The following is a 17,011-nucleotide window of genomic DNA, read 5'->3' on the forward strand; positions in this document are numbered from 1 at the left end:
GCGTGGCCGGGTCATAACTCAGTAGTTCAAGAGCGGGGTGAGCTTGACGGTGTCGGCGTCGATATCCAGACGGGTGGTGAAGCTGAAATCGTGGACCGCGTTGATGTCCGTGACAACGCCCGTGAACAGATCCACCTGGCGGGCCTTGATGCGTGCCTTGCCGTCCAACGGTGCCACGACCCAGCGGCCGCCAAAGGGTTCGATGCTGACGGCGGGGTACTCGGTGATGCTCCAGTCGATGGTCCCGTCAATCACGCGGTTGTTGGTGGCGTGGTAGAACGGGCAGTCGGGCTGGAGCTTCTGCTGCTTGTCGGCCTCGTCCGCGCAGGAATCCAGGAACTCCTTGACCTTGCCGCCCACGGCGTTCTTCAGTTGATCCGTGGCCTGGGTCAGCAGGTTCAGCGGCGCCGGGGGCACGTCCCTGCCGGACAGGGTGGCCCGGGTCGGCGGGGCGGAGAAGAACTGTCCGTTCAGGGAGGCCTCGTACTCGCCCGGGTAGAAGACAGCGAAGGAGTTGCGGCCGCTGGGCATGTTCACCGGCACACCGTTGAGCGTGGCCTCATTGGAATTCACCACGGTGACGTCGAGCAGGGGAAGCGCAGCCGGGACGAAGGACCACTTGTGGAAGAACAGCCACTCCGTACCGGACCGCTCCAGCAGGAATTCGGTGCGCAACTGGCTGCCGTCGATGCTGTAGTCAATGGGCACCATGACCTGGTTCCCGCCGCGGTCCTCAGCGTCGCCGAACGTGACGCCCGAGATGCGTGCGGCCGCGGTCTGCAGCGCAGTTCCGTCCAGCATCGCGGCGTTGCTGTGCGGCACGGAGGCGTGCAGCAAGCCGAGGGCTTTTTCGCCCTCGCCCTTCTGTAGTGCGGCCAGATACTCGCGGACAGGCTGCTGGGGGCCCGCGATGGAGTCGTTCACCAGGTTGATCGAAACGATGGCCCCGGCCACGGCAAGCATCAGGCCCAGCAGCCACACTGCTGCGATCCTGACCAACGCCTGACTCATTTGCACGTACCTTACGTTACCTGTAGGTCACCGGAAACCACGTGTCACAGGCGCCCCTTGTGACGCGGGGCATCGCTCCCGGAGAAGTTCGATGGCGCAACTCACCTCAGCGGTCAGGGCGCACTTTCAGGGATCAGGACACGGCCTGTACGCGGCTGCCGCAGCCAGGAATCCTTAGCTGCGGCGGCGCTTCGAGGAGGTGCCGAAGACCCCGCGGAGCAGCTCCCTGCCCAGCTGGGTCCCCAGCGAACGGGCCATGCTCTTGAGACCTCCGCCCAGCGCTCCGCCCAAGGCCCCGGCGAGGTCGCCGACCATGCCGCCGCCGGCCTCCTGCGGGGCCTGCCGCCCGGGAACCCTGTCATACCCGGGCGCCTCCTGCCCGGGCACCGGCGCGGGCCGGCTGCTCGGGCGGCCCAGGATCTCTTCCTCGATCCGCCGGGCGTCGGCGTCGACGGCGTTCCGGTCCATGGCGCCCCCGCCGCCCGGAACGCCGCCCACAGCGGACGGGCCCGCGGCGGCCCCGGTGGTGGCTGCCGCCTTGCCCGTGATCTTTTCGTAGGCGGAGACGTTGTCCACGGCCGTGCCGTACTTGGCGAGCAGTGCGGAGCCGGCGACGGTGCTGGAGATCAGGGCATCGGCGCTAGGGCGTGTCTCCTAATCGTGTGCTCCAGATGACGACGGCGTGCAGAACGGCCGCTGAGCGGTAGGTGAGGGCCAATTTGTCGTAGCGAGTGGCCAGGGAGCGCCATTGCTTGAGGGTGTTGAAACTGCGTTCGACGACATTGCGCCGCTTGTACGCGTCCTTGTCGTAGGTGACGGGCCGTCCTCCGGAGGAGCCCCTGCGTTTCCGGTTGGCTTTCTGGTCGTCCTTTTCGGGGATGACGCATTCAATGCCACGCCCGCGCAGGTAGCTCCTGATCGCTTTGGATGAGTAGGCTTTGTCAGCCATGGCCCGGTCCGGGCGGCTGCGGGGCCGGCCGGGACCTTCCCGTTCGACCTTCAGGGCATCCATGAGGTTTTCAAACATGGGCGAGTCCCCGCCCTGCCCGGGCCCCAGGAGCAGGACCAAGGGGCGCATGTTGCCGTCAACCAGGGCATGGATCTTCGTGGTCAGGCCGCCGCGGGAGCGTCCGACGGCATGATCATCCGGCTCATCAAGCAGATTCCTGTAATTCGAGAGGTCCCCCTGTGTGGCGGGGAAGGTTCGTGCCGTGCTGGTGGGCACGGTTGACCGTGGAGTCCACCGACACCTCCCAGTTGATCAGCCCTTGTGCGTCGGCACGGGTCAACAGCGCAGCCAGCACCCTGTCCCAGGTCCCGCTGGCGCTGTTGCGGCGGTGGTGCTTCCACACGGTCTTCCACGACCCGAAATGGGAAGGGAGATCCCGCCACGGGATACCTGCCCGGTAGCGGTAGATGATGCCCTCTGTCATCAACCGGTGGTCATTGAACGGCCGCCCCGGTTTCCCCGACGAATCAGGCATCAACGGGGCAATGAACTCCCACTGGGCATCGGACAACAAGGCATAACGCGAACTCACCACTCAATTTTGCCAAAAAGCCACCCCCAGCATTAGGAGACACGCCCTAGTACTACAGTCGCGTTTATTTTGGGCGGTCTCGGCGGTTTAATCGGACTTTCCGGTCGTGGCCTGTTAATCGTTGGTGGTGAGTGATGATATTTGTGTGGCGGAGGTAGAAGAGTGGGCCGAAGGTCTGGAGGAAATCGGCGATCTTATTGGGCCCCGGTTTGTCCGGTCCGAACCGCGGCGGAATGCTGTCGGATATGTGCGCGGGCTGCTTTCGGATGAGGAACGGAAAAACTCCTGGACCCTGTCTGAACGCGCCGGGCACGGGACCCCGGATGGCATGCAGCGCCTGCTCTCGACCACCGACTGGGACCCGGATGCTGTGCGGGATGATTTGTTCACCTACGTCAACCGCCACCTGGGCGATCCCGACGGGATCCTGATCATCGACGAGACCGGATTCCTCAAGAAGGGCACCGCATCGGCCGGGGTCGCACGCCAGTATTCAGGCACTGCCGGGCGGGTGGAGAACTGCCAGATCGGGGTGTTCCTGACCTACTCCGCCCCGGCCGGGCGCACCCTGCTGGACCGGGAACTTTACCTGCCCAAAACCTGGACGAATGACCGGGAAAGATGCACCCGGGCCGGGATCCCCAAAACCAGGGAATTCGCAACGAAACCGGTACTGGCCGCGGACATGATCGACCGCGCCCTGGATGCCGGGATCCCTGCCCGCTGGGCCACCGGTGACGCGGTCTACGGACAGCACACGGGGCTGCGCCGCCGTCTGGAAGCCAAAGGATTGCACTACGTGCTGGCGGTTCCCATGAACCAAAACATCATCGCCCCCACCGCCTGGCCGGGTGAACAGTGGCGCGCGGATAAACTCATCGCTTCCCTGCGCGGCAATGTCTGGCGGACCCGCACCGCCGGGGCAGGAACCAAGGGCGACCGTCGATACTCCTGGGCACGGACCCGCATCAACGGACCCGCCGAAACCGGAGAACATTGGCTGCTGGCCCGCCGGTCCCTGAAGGACCCCACCGACCTGGCCTACTACATCTGCCACGGCCCCAACCGGGTCTCCCTTGCCGAACTGGTGCGGATCGCCGGCGCCCGCTGGGCGATCGAGGAAACCTTCCAAACCTCCAAAGGCGAAACAGGGCTGGACCACTACCAGGTCCGCCAATACACCGGCTGGTACCGGCACATCACCCTCTCCATGTTCGCCCAGGCCTTCCTGACCGTGATCCGCTCCAAAAAAGGGGCCCTTCCGCCGCCGACGGCGAACTGATCCGGCTCTCACTGCCTGAAATCAGGCGGTTGCTCGTCCGACTCGTCTGGCACCGCACCACCAGCCCGAAACACGTCCTGAAACACTCAACCTGGCGAAGAAAACACCAGCACCGCGCCCGGCACTGTCACTACAAGGCCCGCGGACACACCCCATAAACGCGACTGTAGTACTAGGGCCCATGACGGATTCCGGGGCACGGAGGCGGGTCAGGGCCACCGGAGTCGGCGCGCCCTTCTCATTCATGACCGTGATGACGGCCTCGCCGATCCCGGCCGACGTGAGGGTCTCCTCAAGGTCGTAGTCGCTGATCGGGAAAGTGGACACCGTCGCCTTGAGGGCCTTGGCGTCCTCGGGGGTGTAGGCGCGGAGGGCGTGCTGCACGCGGTTGGCCAGCTGCCCCAGCACATCGGCCGGGACATCCTTGGGGGTCTGGGTCACGAAGAAGATGCCGACGCCCTTGGACCGGATCAGCCGCACGGTGGTGGTGATCGCGTCCAGGAACGCCTTCGAGGCGCCGTGGAACAGCAGGTGCGCCTCATCCAAGAAGAACACGAGCTTGGGCTTGTCGAGGTCGCCGGCCTCCGGTAAGTCCTCGAACAGGTCCGCCAGCAGCCACATCAGGAACGTGGAGAACAGCATAGGCTTGGTCTGCAGCGTGGGCAGCTCCAGGCAGCTCACGACGCCGCGGCCGTCCGGGGCGGTGCGCAGCAGTTCCGCGGTGCTGAACTCGGGTTCGCCGAAGAACTTCTCCATGCCCTGCGCCTCGAGGGTGATCAGTTCACGGAGGACGACGCCGGCGGTTGCCTTCGAGAGGCCGCCGAGTTCCGCGAGTTCGTCCTTGCCCTCTTCCGAGGTCAGGAACTGGATGACGGCCCGCAAATCCTTGAGGTCGATCAGTTCAAGGTTGTTCTTGTCAGCGAAATGGAAGACCAGCTGCAGGCTGGATTCCTGGGTCTCATTCAGTTCCATCACGCGGGAGAGCAGGATGGGGCCGAAAGACGTGATGGTGGCACGGACAGGGATGCCGTTTCCGTCGCCGCCGAGGGCCAGGAATTCCACCGGGAATGTCTTGCCGGACCATGCCTGGCCGATGCTCTCCGTGCGCCCGAGGAGCTTTTCGCTGCCCGTCGCGGCCGTGGCCAGTCCGGAGAGGTCGCCCTTGATATCCGCCAGGAACACGGGTACCCCCGCGGTGGAAAGCTGCTCGGCCATCATGTGCAGCGTGACGGTCTTGCCGGTGCCCGTTGCGCCGGCCACCAGGCCGTGCCGGTTCATCATTGCGAGCGGCAAGCGGACGGGGGCATCCTTGTGGAGTTCGCCGTCGATGATCGCGGCCCCCAGCTCGATCGTGGGACCTTCGAGGGCGTACCCCTTCTGGATGGTGGCGACTTTATCTGCAGTGGATTTGATGGCCATGCGGATAGCATAGCCGGGTCCGGCACGCCCGGACCCGGCTCAACGGTACAATCCCGCCCCCTGCTAGTCGGCGAGGACCTTGAGGACCTCCTTGGCCACGTTCTCGCTGGACTGCGGCTTCTGTCCGAGTTCCGCCATGCTCACCTGCGACAGTGCCAGGGCTTTGACCTTGCCCTCTTCCAGTAGATCGCAGAGCACGGCGGCATGTCCTCCGGGCCGATGCCGGGGGACATGCCGCCGGCCGGGTTCCAGGGCTGACGCGGATTTTGACCTTAGACTTCAGCATGGCCCCATCGATATTGAAAATGGTTCTTTTCGTCGCCGCTGCACTCGGCCTGGCGCTGATGGGCGGGTCACCGGCCTTGGCGGCCCCGGCGCTCTCATCAGAACCGGTGGGTATCGATGTGTCCTGGCCGCAGTGCGGCAAAACACTTCCGAAGCAGCCGGCCTTCGCGATCGTCGGCGTCAACAACGGCCTCGCCAACACCACGAACCCCTGCCTGGCGGCCGAGCTGGCGTGGGCCGAGACGGCAAAAACGCCCGCCGCGACGTCGCAGCCGAGGGTCGCGCTCTACGTCAACACGGCCAATCCCGGGCTGAAAGGGTCCTGGTGGCCCACCTCTAACGCCTACCAGGGCAAGCGCGTGGCCAACCCCTACGGGAACTGCGCCACGCGGGCCTTCAAGGCATGCTCCTACATGTACGGCTACGCGAAAGCGTACGACGACGCCGTACTCCGCGGGGTGAGGAATCCGGCGTCGTATCTCTGGTGGTTGGATGTGGAGACGGAAAACACGTGGCAGGCCGACAAGTCAGCCAATGTCGCCGTCCTCGAGGGCATGACCGCCTACTTCACGAGCATCGGCGCACGCGTCGGCATCTATTCAACCGGCAGCCAGTGGCGACAGATTGCCGGTTCGGTGTCGTCCGCCAGCCCGCTGGCCGGGTTGCCGAGCTGGCTGGCGGGTGCGGGGTCGTTGGCCGGTGCCAAGACCAACTGCTCGCTTCCCGGGCTCACCCCGCGCAGCCGCGTGTCGATGACGCAATACGTCTCAGGCGGGCTCGACTACAACTTCTCGTGCCGCTGATCCGCTAATCCTAGATCTGACGTGCCGGACCGGTGCTGCCTTGACGGCATCCGGCGGCCGCAGAAATATCCCGGCGGCCGGCAGAAATATCACGGGGGCCGGCAGAAATATCACGGGGCCCGCCGTCGTTGACCCCAGTGTGCCCGTGCCGGAGTCCGGTGTGGCGCCGGACCATGGTCCTGAACACTGTTCCGCTACGAAAGGCCGGCTTTTTCCGTGACTGTTCCGCTTTCCATCCTTGACCTGGCAACCATCGGCAAGGGCCAGACGGCGGCAGAGAGCTTCGCCGGAAGCGTTGCCATAGCGCAGCTCGCCGAGGAGCGGGGCTACCGGCGGATCTGGTACGCCGAGCACCACAACATGTCCTCGATCGCCTCCTCCGCCACGAGCGTGCTGATCGCGCACGTCGCGGCCCACACCTCCAGCATCCGCCTCGGCGCCGGCGGCGTCATGCTGCCCAACCACTCGCCGCTAACCATCGCGGAACAGTTCGGCACGCTCGAAACGCTGCACCCGGGCCGGATCGACCTCGGCCTGGGCCGCGCGCCCGGCAGCGACCAGAACACCATGCGCGCCCTCCGCCGTGACCCGATGTCCGCGGACAGCTTCCCGCAGGACGTGCTGGAACTCCAGGGCTACCTGACCGGCCCCACCCGCATCCCCGGCGTGGAAGCGACCCCGGGCAAGGGCACGAATGTGCCGCTGTACATCCTGGGCTCCTCGCTGTTCGGGGCCAGGCTGGCCGCCCAGCTGGGCCTGCCGTACGCCTTCGCCTCACACTTCGCGCCCAACGCCCTGCAGGACGCCGTCACCACCTACCGCCGCGAATTCAGGCCGTCCGCGCAGCTCGACGCCCCGCACGTGATCGCCGGCGTCAACGTCATTGCCGCGGACTCGGCCGCCGAGGCCCAGGCGATCTTCCAAGCCACCAAGCGGGCCCGGGTCTCGCTGTTCTTCGGCAACGGCCGGGTGTTCAGCGACGACGAGGCGGACATGATCCTGGACTCGCCGCAGGGCCAGCACATGGCACAGATGATGAAGTACTCCGCCGTCGGCACCCCGGACACCGTCCTGGAGTACCTGGACGAGTTCACTGCCCACGCCGACGCCGACGAGCTGATCGTTGCGCACCAGAGCACCGGCACCGTGGCGCGGCTGCGCTCCGTGGAGCTCCTGGCCGAGGCCGCCGGGCTCGTGCGGGTCTAGCGGCCTGTCGGCGCCCGGCCGGTCGCGGCGCCCGCTTACTGTTCCCGGCGGGCTCCGGCCGAGGCACTGACGGGGAAGACATGCGGGGCAGTGAACCCGGCCCGGCTGAAATCCCGGGCAATTCCCTCCGCGACCCTGCTGGCGTCGCCGTTCCGGACCAGGGCGATAGCGGCCCCGCCGAAGCCGCCGCCGGTCATGCGCGCGCCGAGTGCACCCAGTTCCTGTGCACTGGACACCGCCAGGTCCAGTTCCGGGGTGGAGATTTCAAAGTCGTCGCGCATTGACACGTGCGATTCGTTGAGGAAAGGTCCGATGGCGGTGGGGCCGGCAGTCCGCAGCGCAGCAACAGTGTCCAGCACCCGCTGGTTCTCCGTGATGACATGGCGGACCCGGCGGAAGGTCTGCCCGTCCAGCAGCGTGGCCGCGCGGGGCAGGTCCTCGGTGCCGAGTGCCCGAAGGCTGCCGACCCCCATGGTCCGGGCGCCGTCCTCGCAGGACCGGCGGCGGCTGGCGTAGCCGCCGTCGGCGTGGGAGTGGCTGGTCCGGGTGTCAATGACGAGCAGCCCCACCCCCGCGGCGGCGAAGCCGAGCGCGACGCTCTCCGTCTTCAGGCTCTGGCAGTCCAGCAGGATGCCGTGATCCGGTTCGCCCAGGAGCGAGGCCGACTGGTCCATGATGCCGGTGGGGGCGCCGACGACCCTGTTCTCGGCCAGCTGGCCGATCCGGGCCAGCTCCTGCCGGCTGAGGCCGAGCTGCCACAAATCGTTCAGGGCCAGGGCCACCGCGCACTCGACGGCGGCCGAGGAGGAGAGCCCGGCGCCTGCCGGGACATCTGAGCTCAGGGCCAGATCCACACCGGTGAGGGCGCCGGCGGGAGCGGTCCTGGACATGGCCCAGGCCACGCCCAGGGGGTAGGCGGCCCAGCCGTTCAGGGAGTCGGGGTCCAGTCCGTCCAGGCTCGTCTCCACCACGCCAGGGAATGCGCTGCTGGCAACCCGGAGCATGCGGTCTTCGCGGGCGCGGGCCGCTACGGTGGTGCGCTTGTCGATGGCGATGGGAAAGGCGAAGCCGTCGTTGTAGTCCGTGTGCTCGCCGATGACGTTCACGCGTCCGGGCGCGGACCACAAGCCGTCCGGTGCGACGCCGAACTCCCCGGTGAAGTATTCGGTTCCCTGGCGTAGAAGTTCGGTCATGGCTGAATGGCTTCCTGCTCTGTTGCTTCCTGCTTCATGGCTTCCTGGAGCCGGGCGGCTGCGGTTTCCGGCGGGATGTCGGCGATGAACGCGCCCATCGCCGCCTCCGAACCGGCAAGGTACTTCAGCTTGGTTTCCTCCCGCCGGGGCGACGTCAGCTGAAGCATCAGCCGGATGTCGTCCCGGTGGGCATGGACGGGCGCCTGATGCCAGGCGGAGATATACGGGGTAGGCGTCTCGTACAGGGCGTCCACGCCCCGTAGGAGCCGGCGGTACAGGCCGGAGAACTCGTCGCGTTCCTCGGCGGTGGTGGCGGCCAGGTCGGGAACGTGCCGGTGCGGCAGGATATGGACCTCCAGCGGCCATCGCGCCGCGAAGGGAACGAACGCGGTCCAATGCTCGCCCTGGAGCACCACGCGCTCGGACTTCTGCTCGAACCGGAGGACGTCCTCGAACAGCGAGCCCCCGTAGTTCTGGACCGAGCGGATGAGCTGGGCCGTGCGGGGCGTGATGAAGGGGTAGGCGTAGATCTGCCCATGCGGATGGTGCAGCGTCACCCCGATGGCCTCCCCGCGGTTCTCAAAGGGGAAGACCTGCTGGACGCCGGGCAGCGCGGACAGGGCGGCCGTCCGGTCCGCCCAGGCTTCCACGACCGTCCGCATCCGGGACTCCGATACCCCGGCCAGCGATCCGGTGGGTTCGGGGGAGAAGCACACGACTTCGCACCGGCCCACGGACTGCCGGCTGCGTCCCAGCCCCACCCTGGCGAGGTCGTCAAGCCCCTCCGGTGAACCGGGGCCGGTCAGGCCGGGCCCGAATGAGGGGGATTTGTTTTCGAAGACGGCCACATCGTAGAGGCTGGGAATCTCCGAGGGGTTCCCGGCCGAGGCGGGGGCCAGGGGGTCCAGGTGCGAGGGCGGCAGGACAACCCGGTTCTGGCGGGCGGAGGCGACCGAAATCCATTCGCCGGTCAACACGTCCTGCCGCATGGTCGCGGTCGGCGGACGTGCAGCCGGTTCGCGCAGATCGGGGGAACGCTCCGGGGAGAGCGCCGTGTCCGCGTCATCGAAGTAGATGATGTCCCGCCCGTCGGCGAGCAGATAAGACCGTTTCGTGATCTGGCCCATGTTAGACGCCTCTTCCGGTGTCGTCGGTGATGGCGCGGACGCTGAGGAGCAGCCCGTGTTCCGGGTTCAGGACTGGCATGGGCAGGCCCGACTCCGCCAGGAACCGGCCGCTTGCCTCAACTCCGGAGGAAAGCCACGCAGGGGGCAATACCTGCGTGAACGCATGGCCGATGCCGGGGGCCGGGTAGACCAGCTCCACCCGGTAGCTCCCGTCGGGCCGCAGCCCGGGGAGCGGGATCCGTCCGGGGACTTCGGAGAACGACGTCGCCACGGATACCAGGGCGTACAGCGCTTCGGTGCCGTCGTGGGAGACGACGCCGTGGAGCATCAGCGAGGGATCCGCCTCATCGGCGCGCACCATGCGTCCGCTGTGGATCAGCGCCCGGTAGTCCTTGAACAGCGCGATCGCAGCCGCGAGCTCGCTCCGTTCGGAGTCCTGGAGCTGGCGCACATCCCATTCCAGGCCGAAGTGGCCGAATATGGCGGTGATGGCGCGGAAGGACAGCGCATGGGTCCGCGCCGTGGTGTGCGAGCTTGTGGGGCCGATGTGCGCCCCGACGAGCTCGGGGGGCACCACCACCCCGGTCCACCGCTGGATGGTCTGGCGTTCCAGGGCGTCGTTGCAGTCGGAGGCCCAGACCCGGTCCGTGCGTTCCAGGATGCCGAGATCCACGCGGGCGCCCCCGGAGGAGCAGCTCTCGATCTCGACGTCGGGGTGGGCCTTGCGCAGTTCGTCCAGGAGCCGGTACACGGCCAGCGTCTGGGCATGCACCGAGGGGCTGCCCTCGTGGCCCATCTCGGTCAGGTCCCTGTTCTGGTCCCATTTGAGGTAGCTGATCCGGTACTGGCCCAGGAGGGCGTGCAGCCGGTCGAAGATGTACTGCCAGGCATCCGGGTTTGCCAGGTCCAGGACCTGCTGGTGCCGCCACCGCTCGGGCCGCGGGCCAGGTGAGGCGTGTCCGGCGGCGGGCCGGGCCGGTCCCGCGATCCAGTCCGGGTGGGCGCGGGCCAGGTCCGAGTCCTCGTTGACCATTTCCGGCTCGACCCACAGGCCGAATTCCATGCCGTGGCCGGTGACCGCGTCGATCAGCGGGGTCAGCCCGTCGGGCCAGAGCTGTTCGTCCACGTACCAGTCGCCGAGGCCTGCGGTGTCGTTTCTCCGGCCGCGGAACCAGCCGTCGTCGAGGACATAACGCTCGACGCCGAGCCCGGCGGCGGACTCGGCCAGCTCCAGCAGGGCGGGAAGCCTGTGGTCGAAGTAGACCGCCTCCCAGACGTTCAGCACCACCGGGCGGGGTTTGCCGGAGCGAGCCCCGGGATGGTGCGGGCGTCCGCGGAACCAGGCGTAGAAGGCGTCGCTGATGCCGTCCAGGCCGGAATCGGAGTAGGCGGCAAACAGCCACGGCGTCTCGTAGCTGGCACCCGCTGCGAGGGTGATTTCGGCTGATCCGAGCAGTTCCGAGGCGCCGATGACGGAACGGCCGTCCCCGATCGTCTCGACAAAGCTCTCGTGGTTGCCGCTCCAGCCCAGGTGCACGGCCCAGACCTGTCCGTGGCGGTTGCCGAATCCCACGGTTCCCGCAGCAAACAGCAGTGAGGAATCGTGGCCGGTGCGTCCGTGCCGGCCCGAGCGGACCCAGGTACCCTGCCGGATCGGGAGGCGCTGGGGGTGGGCTTCGCGGCACCAGCGGCCGGTGAGGTCCAGGATTTCCGTCGCGGCACGCCCCACGGGCAGCACGGTGGCAAGCTCCTCGAGGCAGTAGTTGTCTGGGCCGTCATTGTCCAGCGTGTGCCGGAGCTGCAGCAGGCCGCCGTCGTTGATCCGGATCTCGGTGCTCACCGTGACACCGGCGTCGGGAGCTGACTGGGTGATGACGGCGGAACGGCCGGCGCCGTCCGGCGTTTCCACGGACACCGCGCGGAGCCGGGCCGAGAACGCCTGGCCGTTCCGGTGGCCGCGGAGGCCGGGGCGTCCGCGCCAGCCGGAGGACGCCTGCGGGATCAGGCCCAGGGTCACGGGGATGTCCAGGGACGAGGGCGCAACAGGATCGCCGAGCAGCGACAGGTCCGGAAGGCCGGGGCCAAGGTCGGCGCCGAAGTGCAGCATGGCCGGCTCGCCGGTGCTGAAGTCGATGAGCAGGGCCTTGCCCGAGCACCGCAGGTACAGCGGGTCCAGGGGCGGTGCCTCCTCGGAGGCAAAGGTGGGTTGGGGGTGGTTCACGGCAGCTCCAGGCGTTGTCATTGGGGTTCGGGGGTGCTGATCCGGTCAGCCAGCGGCCGCGGCGTCGGTGGTGGAGGCCAGGCGCAGCCGGCCGACGCGTTCGCCGAGGATCCGCCGCGCTTCGCCCGCCAGCCGGTCGTCGCTTATGAGCTCGTCGGCGTCCTCGAGGCTGGCGATGGTGCTGATGCCGAGGGTCCCCCACTTCGTGTGGTCGGCCAGCACCACCACCCTGCGGGCCGCTGCAACGAACGCCCGGTCCGTTTCGGCTTCCAGCACGTTCGGGGTGGTGAACCCGGCATCAGGATCGATGCCGTGGACGCCGAGGAACAGCACATCCAGGTGCAGCTGCTTCAGGGCGGAGGTGGCCAGCGGTCCCACGAGCGCATCGGAGGGCGTCCGCTCGCCGCCGGTCAGGATCACGGTGGACGGGGAGGACCCCTGATGGAAAACATCTGCGATCCGCACCGAGTTGGTGACCACGGTGATCCGCGGCCCGGCGGACAGCAGCTGGGCCAGCGCCCACGTGGTGGTGCCGGCGCTGAGCCCCACGGCCATGCCCTCGCGCACCTGGGCGGCTGCCTCCTGGGCGATAGCCATCTTCTCGTCCTTGAGCTGCGTCACTTTCAGCTCGAAGCCGGGTTCGTGGGTGCCGGCGCCGCCGGGAAGCTTGGCCCCGCCGTGGATTTTTTCCAGGGCGCCCGCCGCATCGAGGGTTTCGATGTCCCGCCGGACGGTCATGAGGGACACGCCCAGCATCTTGGCGAGGTCCGCAACGCGGACGATCCGTTCACGCTGGACCTCTGCGAGGATGGCGGAGTGGCGGGCTGCGGCTAGCATTTTTGTCCTTAGTGGCTTGAGTGGATTGAGTGGTTTGTTGACGGGCTTGCTGGCTCGCCCATCAACGGGGAGTTCCGGGAACGGACGACGGCGACTGCGCCGGCCGCCAGGCTGAGCCCGCCGTTGAGGTCCGCACCGCTGAGAAGTTCAACGCCTGTAAGTCCAGCACCGGGAAGAGGCAGCCGGACGTCGTCCGTTCCGTGGTTGATGCAGAACGTCCAGTCCGTGCCGTCCTTGCTGCGCCGGCCGATTTCCACGTTGGCCGGGAGCTCCGGAATGAGGGGCAGTACGGCGGCATCGGCACAGAAGACGGTCAGCAGTTCGCTCAGGCCTTCCGGCGCCAGCGTGGTGGCGACATAGTAGGCTCGGCCGCTGCCGGCGTGGTTGCGGGTCACGGCGGGGGAGCCGGCCGCCGGTCCCTCGTCCACGACGGCGAGGACCTCGGCGGTGGTAGCCTTCCCGAGCTCGTTCCAGCAGGTGCCAGGGCCGAAGCCGCTGAGCCGGACGGCTTCGCCGGCGCGCAGCGGAAGGAACTCCTCCATCTGCACGCCCAGCAACCCGCTGAACGCGCCCGGGTAGCTGCCAAGCCTGATGTGGTCATTTTCGTCCACGATACCGGAGAAATACGTGATCACGAGGTGGCCGCCGGCCCGCACATAACCGTCCAGATTCGCCGCGCCGGAATCGCTCAGCAGGTATTGCATCGGGGCCACCACGAGCCGGTAGCCGGAGAGATCGTCAGTGCTTTGGCGGAAGTCGGTCGGGATGCCCGCACGGTAAAAGGCATCGTGCCAACGGCGTGTTTCCGCGATGTTTGAGGCGTCCACGCTCGGGTGTGAATCAAGTTCCGAGGCCCAACGGGCGTCGGTGTCATGGATGATGGTGACGTCGACCCGGCCGGACGCGCCGGTGACCACCGAGCCGCTGACTTCGGCGAGGCTGCGCAACGCCTGCCCCAGCTGGACCACTTCCCGCCACACCTTGGTGTCCGTGCCCGTGTGGGGCAGCAGCCCGGAGTGGAACTTCTCGGCCCCGGCGCGGGATGCCCGCCACTGGAAGAAGAGCGCGCCGTCGGCACCGCGGGCAACATGCTGCATTGAATTGCGCAGCAGCTCGCCGGGGGCTTTGGCGATGTTGCGGGGCTGCCAGTTGACGGCGGACGTGGAGTGCTCCATGAGCAGCCACGGCTTTCCCTTGGCCCAGCCGCGGGTGAGGTCTGCCGTTGCCGCCAGCTCCTGGAAGTTGCGCCGGTCCTCCGCGATCAGGTAGTGGTCATTGGAGACCACGTCCATCTGCTCTGCCCACCGCCAGTAGTCCACCGGCTGGTGCAGGCCCATGTTGAAGCCCATGAAGTTGGTGGTGACCGGATGCGGGGAGTGGGAGCGGATGATCGCGGCCTCGGCCTTGTAGCATTCCAGCAGTTCATCGGAGGAGTAGCGGGCGAAATCCAGCTGCTGGGTCGGGTTGACCCAGGTTCCGGACGTCCGCGGAGGCAGGATCTCCGCCCAGGCCGAGTAGCGCTGGGACCAGAACGCGGTGCCCCAAGCGGTGTTGAGGCCGTCGAGGCTGCCGTAGCGGCGTTCCAGCCAGGACCGGAAGCCGGCCGCCGCACCGTCCGAGAAGTCCGGCTGGTTGTGGCAGCCGTATTCGTTGTGCACATGCCACATAACCACGGCGGGATGGTCCGAGTACCTGCCTGCGATCTGCTCGGTCAGGGCGGCGGCAGCCCGCCGGTACTCGGGGCTCGAGGCAGCAAAGGCCTGCCGGGAACCGTAACTGTGCCGGACGCCGTCGGCCGTGATCGGAAGGGACTGGGGGTACTTGTGGCTGAACCACGGCGGCGGGGAGGCGGTGGCGTTGGCCAGGTCCACCCGGATGCCGTTGGCATGCAGCAGGTCCAGCACCCGGTCCAGCCAGCCGAATTCGTAGGCTCCCTCGGACGGCTCCAGCAGCGACCAGCTGAAGATGCCGACGCTGACCAGGTTGACGCCGGCCTCGCGCATCAGCCGGACGTCCTCGGTCCAGGTCTCCTCGGGCCACTGCTCCGGATTGTAGTCCCCGCCGAACGCCAGCGCCGGCGCTTCCGGGGAGCCCAGCCGGGCGGTGATGTAGTCCATGGCGGCGGTGTTGTTGCTGTCCACATTTATCCTTTGCTTGAGCCGAGGGTGAGCCCGGCGACGAAGTGGCGCTGCAGGAGGATGTACACAACCAGGGTCGGGATCACGGTGATGATGGCACCGGCGGCCAGCAGGTTGTAGTTGGACAGGAACACCCCCTGCAGGTTGTTGATGGCGGTGGTCACCGGGAGCCGGTCTCCGCTCTGGATGAAGATTAGCGGCCAGAAATAGTCGTTGTAGATGAAGATGACTTCCAGCGTGGCCATGGCTGCCAGGGCCGGCCGGCACAGCGGCAGAATGATGGACCAGTACTGGCGCCAGATGCCCGCCCCGTCCACCAGCGCCGCCTCCGTGAGGTCGTGGGACAGGGCCTTCATGTAGTTGGAGAGCACAAATGTGCAGAAGCCGATCTGGAACGCGGTGTTCGCGAGGATCACCGAGATGTAGGTGTTCAGCAGATTGCCGGAATCGCTGAACCAGTAGGGGAGTTGGAGCAGCTTGAACATCTCAAAAAGCGGTGTCGCCAGAACCTGGGGAGGCAGCAGGTTTCCGGCGGTGAACATGATCAGCAGGGTGATGTTGAACTTCCAGCTGACCCGGCTGACCGCGAAGGCCATCATGGAGGAGAACAGCAGGACCAGGATGATGGTGGGGATGCTGATGATCAGCGAGTTCGCAAAATACCGGGGGAAGCCGCCCTGGTTCCAGGCCGTGACAAAGTTGTCGAAGCTGAAGGCGCCGCCCAGGCTGAAGTAGCCGTACTTGTCCGTGTCGGCCTTGAGCCGCAGGGCGGTGAAGATAGCCCAGCCCAGCGGAATCATCCACATCACCGCCATCACGGTCAGGAAGATGTGGGTGCCGTAGTGGCGCTTGGCCTTGCTCCCGCCACCACGTATGGCGCCGGAGGACCCGGGCAGGGACGACTTGACGGCGGATGCTGTGCTGCTCATGATTTGCTTTCCTTCCCGAAGGTGCGGGACAGGTAGATGGTGATCGGCACCAGGGAAATCACCAGAAGAATGACGGCGAACGCGGAACCGATGCCGATCGACTGCCCCTCGCCCACCAGGAACGTGATGACCAGGGCGCTGATCAGCTCCAGCCCGTTGGTGCCCTTGTTAATGACCCAGACCACGTCAAAGGCACGCAGCGATTCGATGATGGTGATGACAATGATGACGATGTTCACCGGACGCATGGCCGGGAACACAATCCGGAAGAACGTCTGCGTGGCGTTGGCGCCATCGAGGGACGCCGCCTCCCGCAGGGAGGCGTCCACGCCCTTGAGCCCGGCTAAATACAAGATCATGACGTAGCCGGCGTGCCGCCAGGTGGCGGCCACGAGGGCGGCCCAGATGTTCACATGGGGGTCCCCAAACCAGTCCACCGCCTGCGGCGTGCCGGCGGTGCCCAGCAGGAAGTTCAGCAGGCCGTTGTCCTTTTGGTAGAACAGCTGCCAGATGATGCCGATCAGAGCCAGCGAGAGCATCACGGGTACAAAGAAGACGCTTTGGTAGATGTTGCTGCCGCGGATGTTCTGGTCCAGCAACACCGCCAGCAGCAGGCCGATGGGCGTGGCAATGAAGGCAAGGAAGACCAGCCAGAGAATATTGTGCTGCACGGCAGGCCAGAAGGCGGGGCTGTCGTTGACGACGTATTGGTAGTTCGCCAGCCCGGCCGCCCGGATCCCGTCCAGGCCCAGCCCGTTCCACCGTGTGAACGACAGCAGGACGGACAGCAGAGTAGGGATCCACACCAGAATCAGCTGGATCAGGGTGGGAACCCCAACCATGATGCTCAGGACAATCTTGTCCCGGTGGGAGAGGCGCCGGACGCGGCGGTTCTTGCGGATTCCGCGCCGGCCCGTGGGGGCCATTGCTGCCGTGGCGTTGCCCGCCGACGGCACATCGGTGGTGGAGCTCATGGGGGAGTTCTCCTAGGGTCGTTCCATGGCCGGAAGCCGGGGCCC

13 protein-coding genes and 2 pseudogenes are annotated in these 17,011 nt (G+C 66.8%); 3 read left to right on the forward strand and 12 right to left on the reverse strand.

Annotated elements, in window-relative coordinates:
* Window positions 1-18 precede the first annotated feature (18 nt).
* From ACQCSY_RS11110 to ACQCSY_RS11120, 3 genes and pseudogenes are all read right to left on the reverse strand, one after another.
* Entirely contained in the window at window positions 19-1,011 is a 993-nt protein-coding gene (locus ACQCSY_RS11110; protein WP_427128750.1) for a hypothetical protein, read from the reverse strand.
* A 174-nt stretch (window positions 1,012-1,185) separates the two neighbouring features.
* Window positions 1,186-1,656 (reverse strand): annotated as a pseudogene (locus ACQCSY_RS11115) (helicase HerA-like domain-containing protein); the annotation flags it as partial.
* A protein-coding gene (locus ACQCSY_RS11120; RefSeq protein ID WP_427135584.1) for an IS5 family transposase occupies window positions 1,652-2,495 on the reverse strand; the annotation gives its coding sequence in 2 pieces (ribosomal slippage) (window positions 1,652-2,188 and window positions 2,190-2,495; 843 coding nt in all). The pseudogene ACQCSY_RS11115 and the gene ACQCSY_RS11120, both read right to left, overlap by 5 nt.
* Before the next feature lie 196 nt (window positions 2,496-2,691).
* On the opposite strand from ACQCSY_RS11120, the gene ACQCSY_RS11125 reads away from it, so the two are divergent.
* A complete protein-coding gene (locus ACQCSY_RS11125; protein WP_427135793.1) occupies window positions 2,692-3,834 on the forward strand; it encodes an IS701 family transposase in 1,143 nt (380 codons plus the stop codon).
* A 168-nt stretch (window positions 3,835-4,002) separates the two neighbouring features.
* On the opposite strand, the pseudogene ACQCSY_RS11130 reads toward ACQCSY_RS11125, so the two are convergent.
* Together ACQCSY_RS11130 and ACQCSY_RS11135 are read right to left on the reverse strand one after the other, a co-directional pair.
* Window positions 4,003-5,253 (reverse strand): annotated as a pseudogene (locus tag ACQCSY_RS11130) (helicase HerA-like domain-containing protein); the annotation flags it as partial.
* A gap of 63 nt (window positions 5,254-5,316) precedes the next feature.
* A complete protein-coding gene (locus ACQCSY_RS11135; protein ID WP_427128752.1) occupies window positions 5,317-5,451 on the reverse strand; it encodes a hypothetical protein in 135 nt (44 codons plus the stop codon).
* A 107-nt stretch (window positions 5,452-5,558) separates the two neighbouring features.
* Here ACQCSY_RS11135 and ACQCSY_RS11140 point away from each other — a divergent pair, with 107 nt between their 5' ends.
* Together ACQCSY_RS11140 and ACQCSY_RS11145 are read left to right on the forward strand one after the other, a co-directional pair.
* Window positions 5,559-6,341 carry a hypothetical protein gene (locus ACQCSY_RS11140; protein ID WP_427128754.1) on the forward strand — a complete coding sequence of 261 codons (783 nt, stop codon included), beginning with the start codon at window positions 5,559-5,561 and terminating at the stop codon, window positions 6,339-6,341.
* A 216-nt stretch (window positions 6,342-6,557) separates the two neighbouring features.
* Entirely contained in the window at window positions 6,558-7,547 is a 990-nt protein-coding gene (locus ACQCSY_RS11145; protein ID WP_427128755.1) for an LLM class flavin-dependent oxidoreductase, read from the forward strand.
* A 35-nt stretch (window positions 7,548-7,582) separates the two neighbouring features.
* On the opposite strand, the gene galK is transcribed toward ACQCSY_RS11145, so the two are convergent.
* From galK to ACQCSY_RS11180, 7 genes are all read right to left on the reverse strand, one after another.
* Complete coding sequence (galK, locus tag ACQCSY_RS11150; protein WP_427128757.1) at window positions 7,583-8,740, reverse strand: galactokinase; 1,158 nt, start codon at window positions 8,738-8,740, stop codon at window positions 7,583-7,585.
* Entirely contained in the window at window positions 8,737-9,867 is a 1,131-nt protein-coding gene (gene galT / locus ACQCSY_RS11155; protein WP_427128759.1) for a galactose-1-phosphate uridylyltransferase, read from the reverse strand. The genes galK and galT overlap by 4 nt, the downstream gene beginning before the upstream one ends.
* A 1-nt stretch (window position 9,868) precedes the next feature.
* Window positions 9,869-12,043, reverse strand: coding sequence for an alpha-galactosidase (locus tag ACQCSY_RS11160; protein WP_427135795.1), 2,175 nt, complete (start codon window positions 12,041-12,043; stop codon window positions 9,869-9,871).
* A gap of 90 nt (window positions 12,044-12,133) precedes the next feature.
* Window positions 12,134-12,925, reverse strand: a complete 792-nt coding sequence (locus ACQCSY_RS11165; protein WP_427128761.1) for a DeoR/GlpR family DNA-binding transcription regulator — start codon at window positions 12,923-12,925, stop codon at window positions 12,134-12,136.
* Window positions 12,926-12,933: 8 nt separating this feature from the next.
* Window positions 12,934-15,066, reverse strand: coding sequence for a beta-galactosidase (locus tag ACQCSY_RS11170; protein ID WP_427128762.1), 2,133 nt, complete (start codon window positions 15,064-15,066; stop codon window positions 12,934-12,936).
* Between the two features lie 2 nt (window positions 15,067-15,068).
* Entirely contained in the window at window positions 15,069-15,992 is a 924-nt protein-coding gene (locus ACQCSY_RS11175) for a carbohydrate ABC transporter permease (RefSeq protein ID WP_427128764.1), read from the reverse strand.
* A complete protein-coding gene (locus tag ACQCSY_RS11180; RefSeq protein WP_427128766.1) occupies window positions 15,989-16,966 on the reverse strand; it encodes a carbohydrate ABC transporter permease in 978 nt (325 codons plus the stop codon). Before ACQCSY_RS11180 ends, ACQCSY_RS11175 begins: the two co-directional genes overlap by 4 nt.
* Window positions 16,967-17,011 lie beyond the last annotated feature (45 nt).

The sequence above is a fragment of the Pseudarthrobacter sp. S9 genome (assembly GCF_050156545.1).
Taxonomy (GTDB): domain Bacteria; phylum Actinomycetota; class Actinomycetes; order Actinomycetales; family Micrococcaceae; genus Arthrobacter.

Excerpts from the sequence above, each read along its gene's own strand:
- ACQCSY_RS11110 (WP_427128750.1), bottom strand. The coding sequence starts at position 1,011 with ATGAGTCAGGCGTTGGTCAGGATCGCAGCAGTGTGGCTGCTGGGCCTG.
- galT (WP_427128759.1), bottom strand. The coding sequence starts at position 9,867 with ATGGGCCAGATCACGAAACGGTCTTATCTGCTCGCCGACGGGCGGGAC.
- ACQCSY_RS11175 (WP_427128764.1), bottom strand. The coding sequence starts at position 15,992 with ATGAGCAGCACAGCATCCGCCGTCAAGTCGTCCCTGCCCGGGTCCTCC.
- ACQCSY_RS11180 (WP_427128766.1), bottom strand. The coding sequence starts at position 16,966 with ATGAGCTCCACCACCGATGTGCCGTCGGCGGGCAACGCCACGGCAGCA.
- galK (WP_427128757.1), bottom strand. The coding sequence starts at position 8,740 with ATGACCGAACTTCTACGCCAGGGAACCGAATACTTCACCGGGGAGTTC.
- ACQCSY_RS11165 (WP_427128761.1), bottom strand. The coding sequence starts at position 12,925 with ATGCTAGCCGCAGCCCGCCACTCCGCCATCCTCGCAGAGGTCCAGCGT.
- ACQCSY_RS11140 (WP_427128754.1), top strand. The coding sequence starts at position 5,559 with ATGGTTCTTTTCGTCGCCGCTGCACTCGGCCTGGCGCTGATGGGCGGG.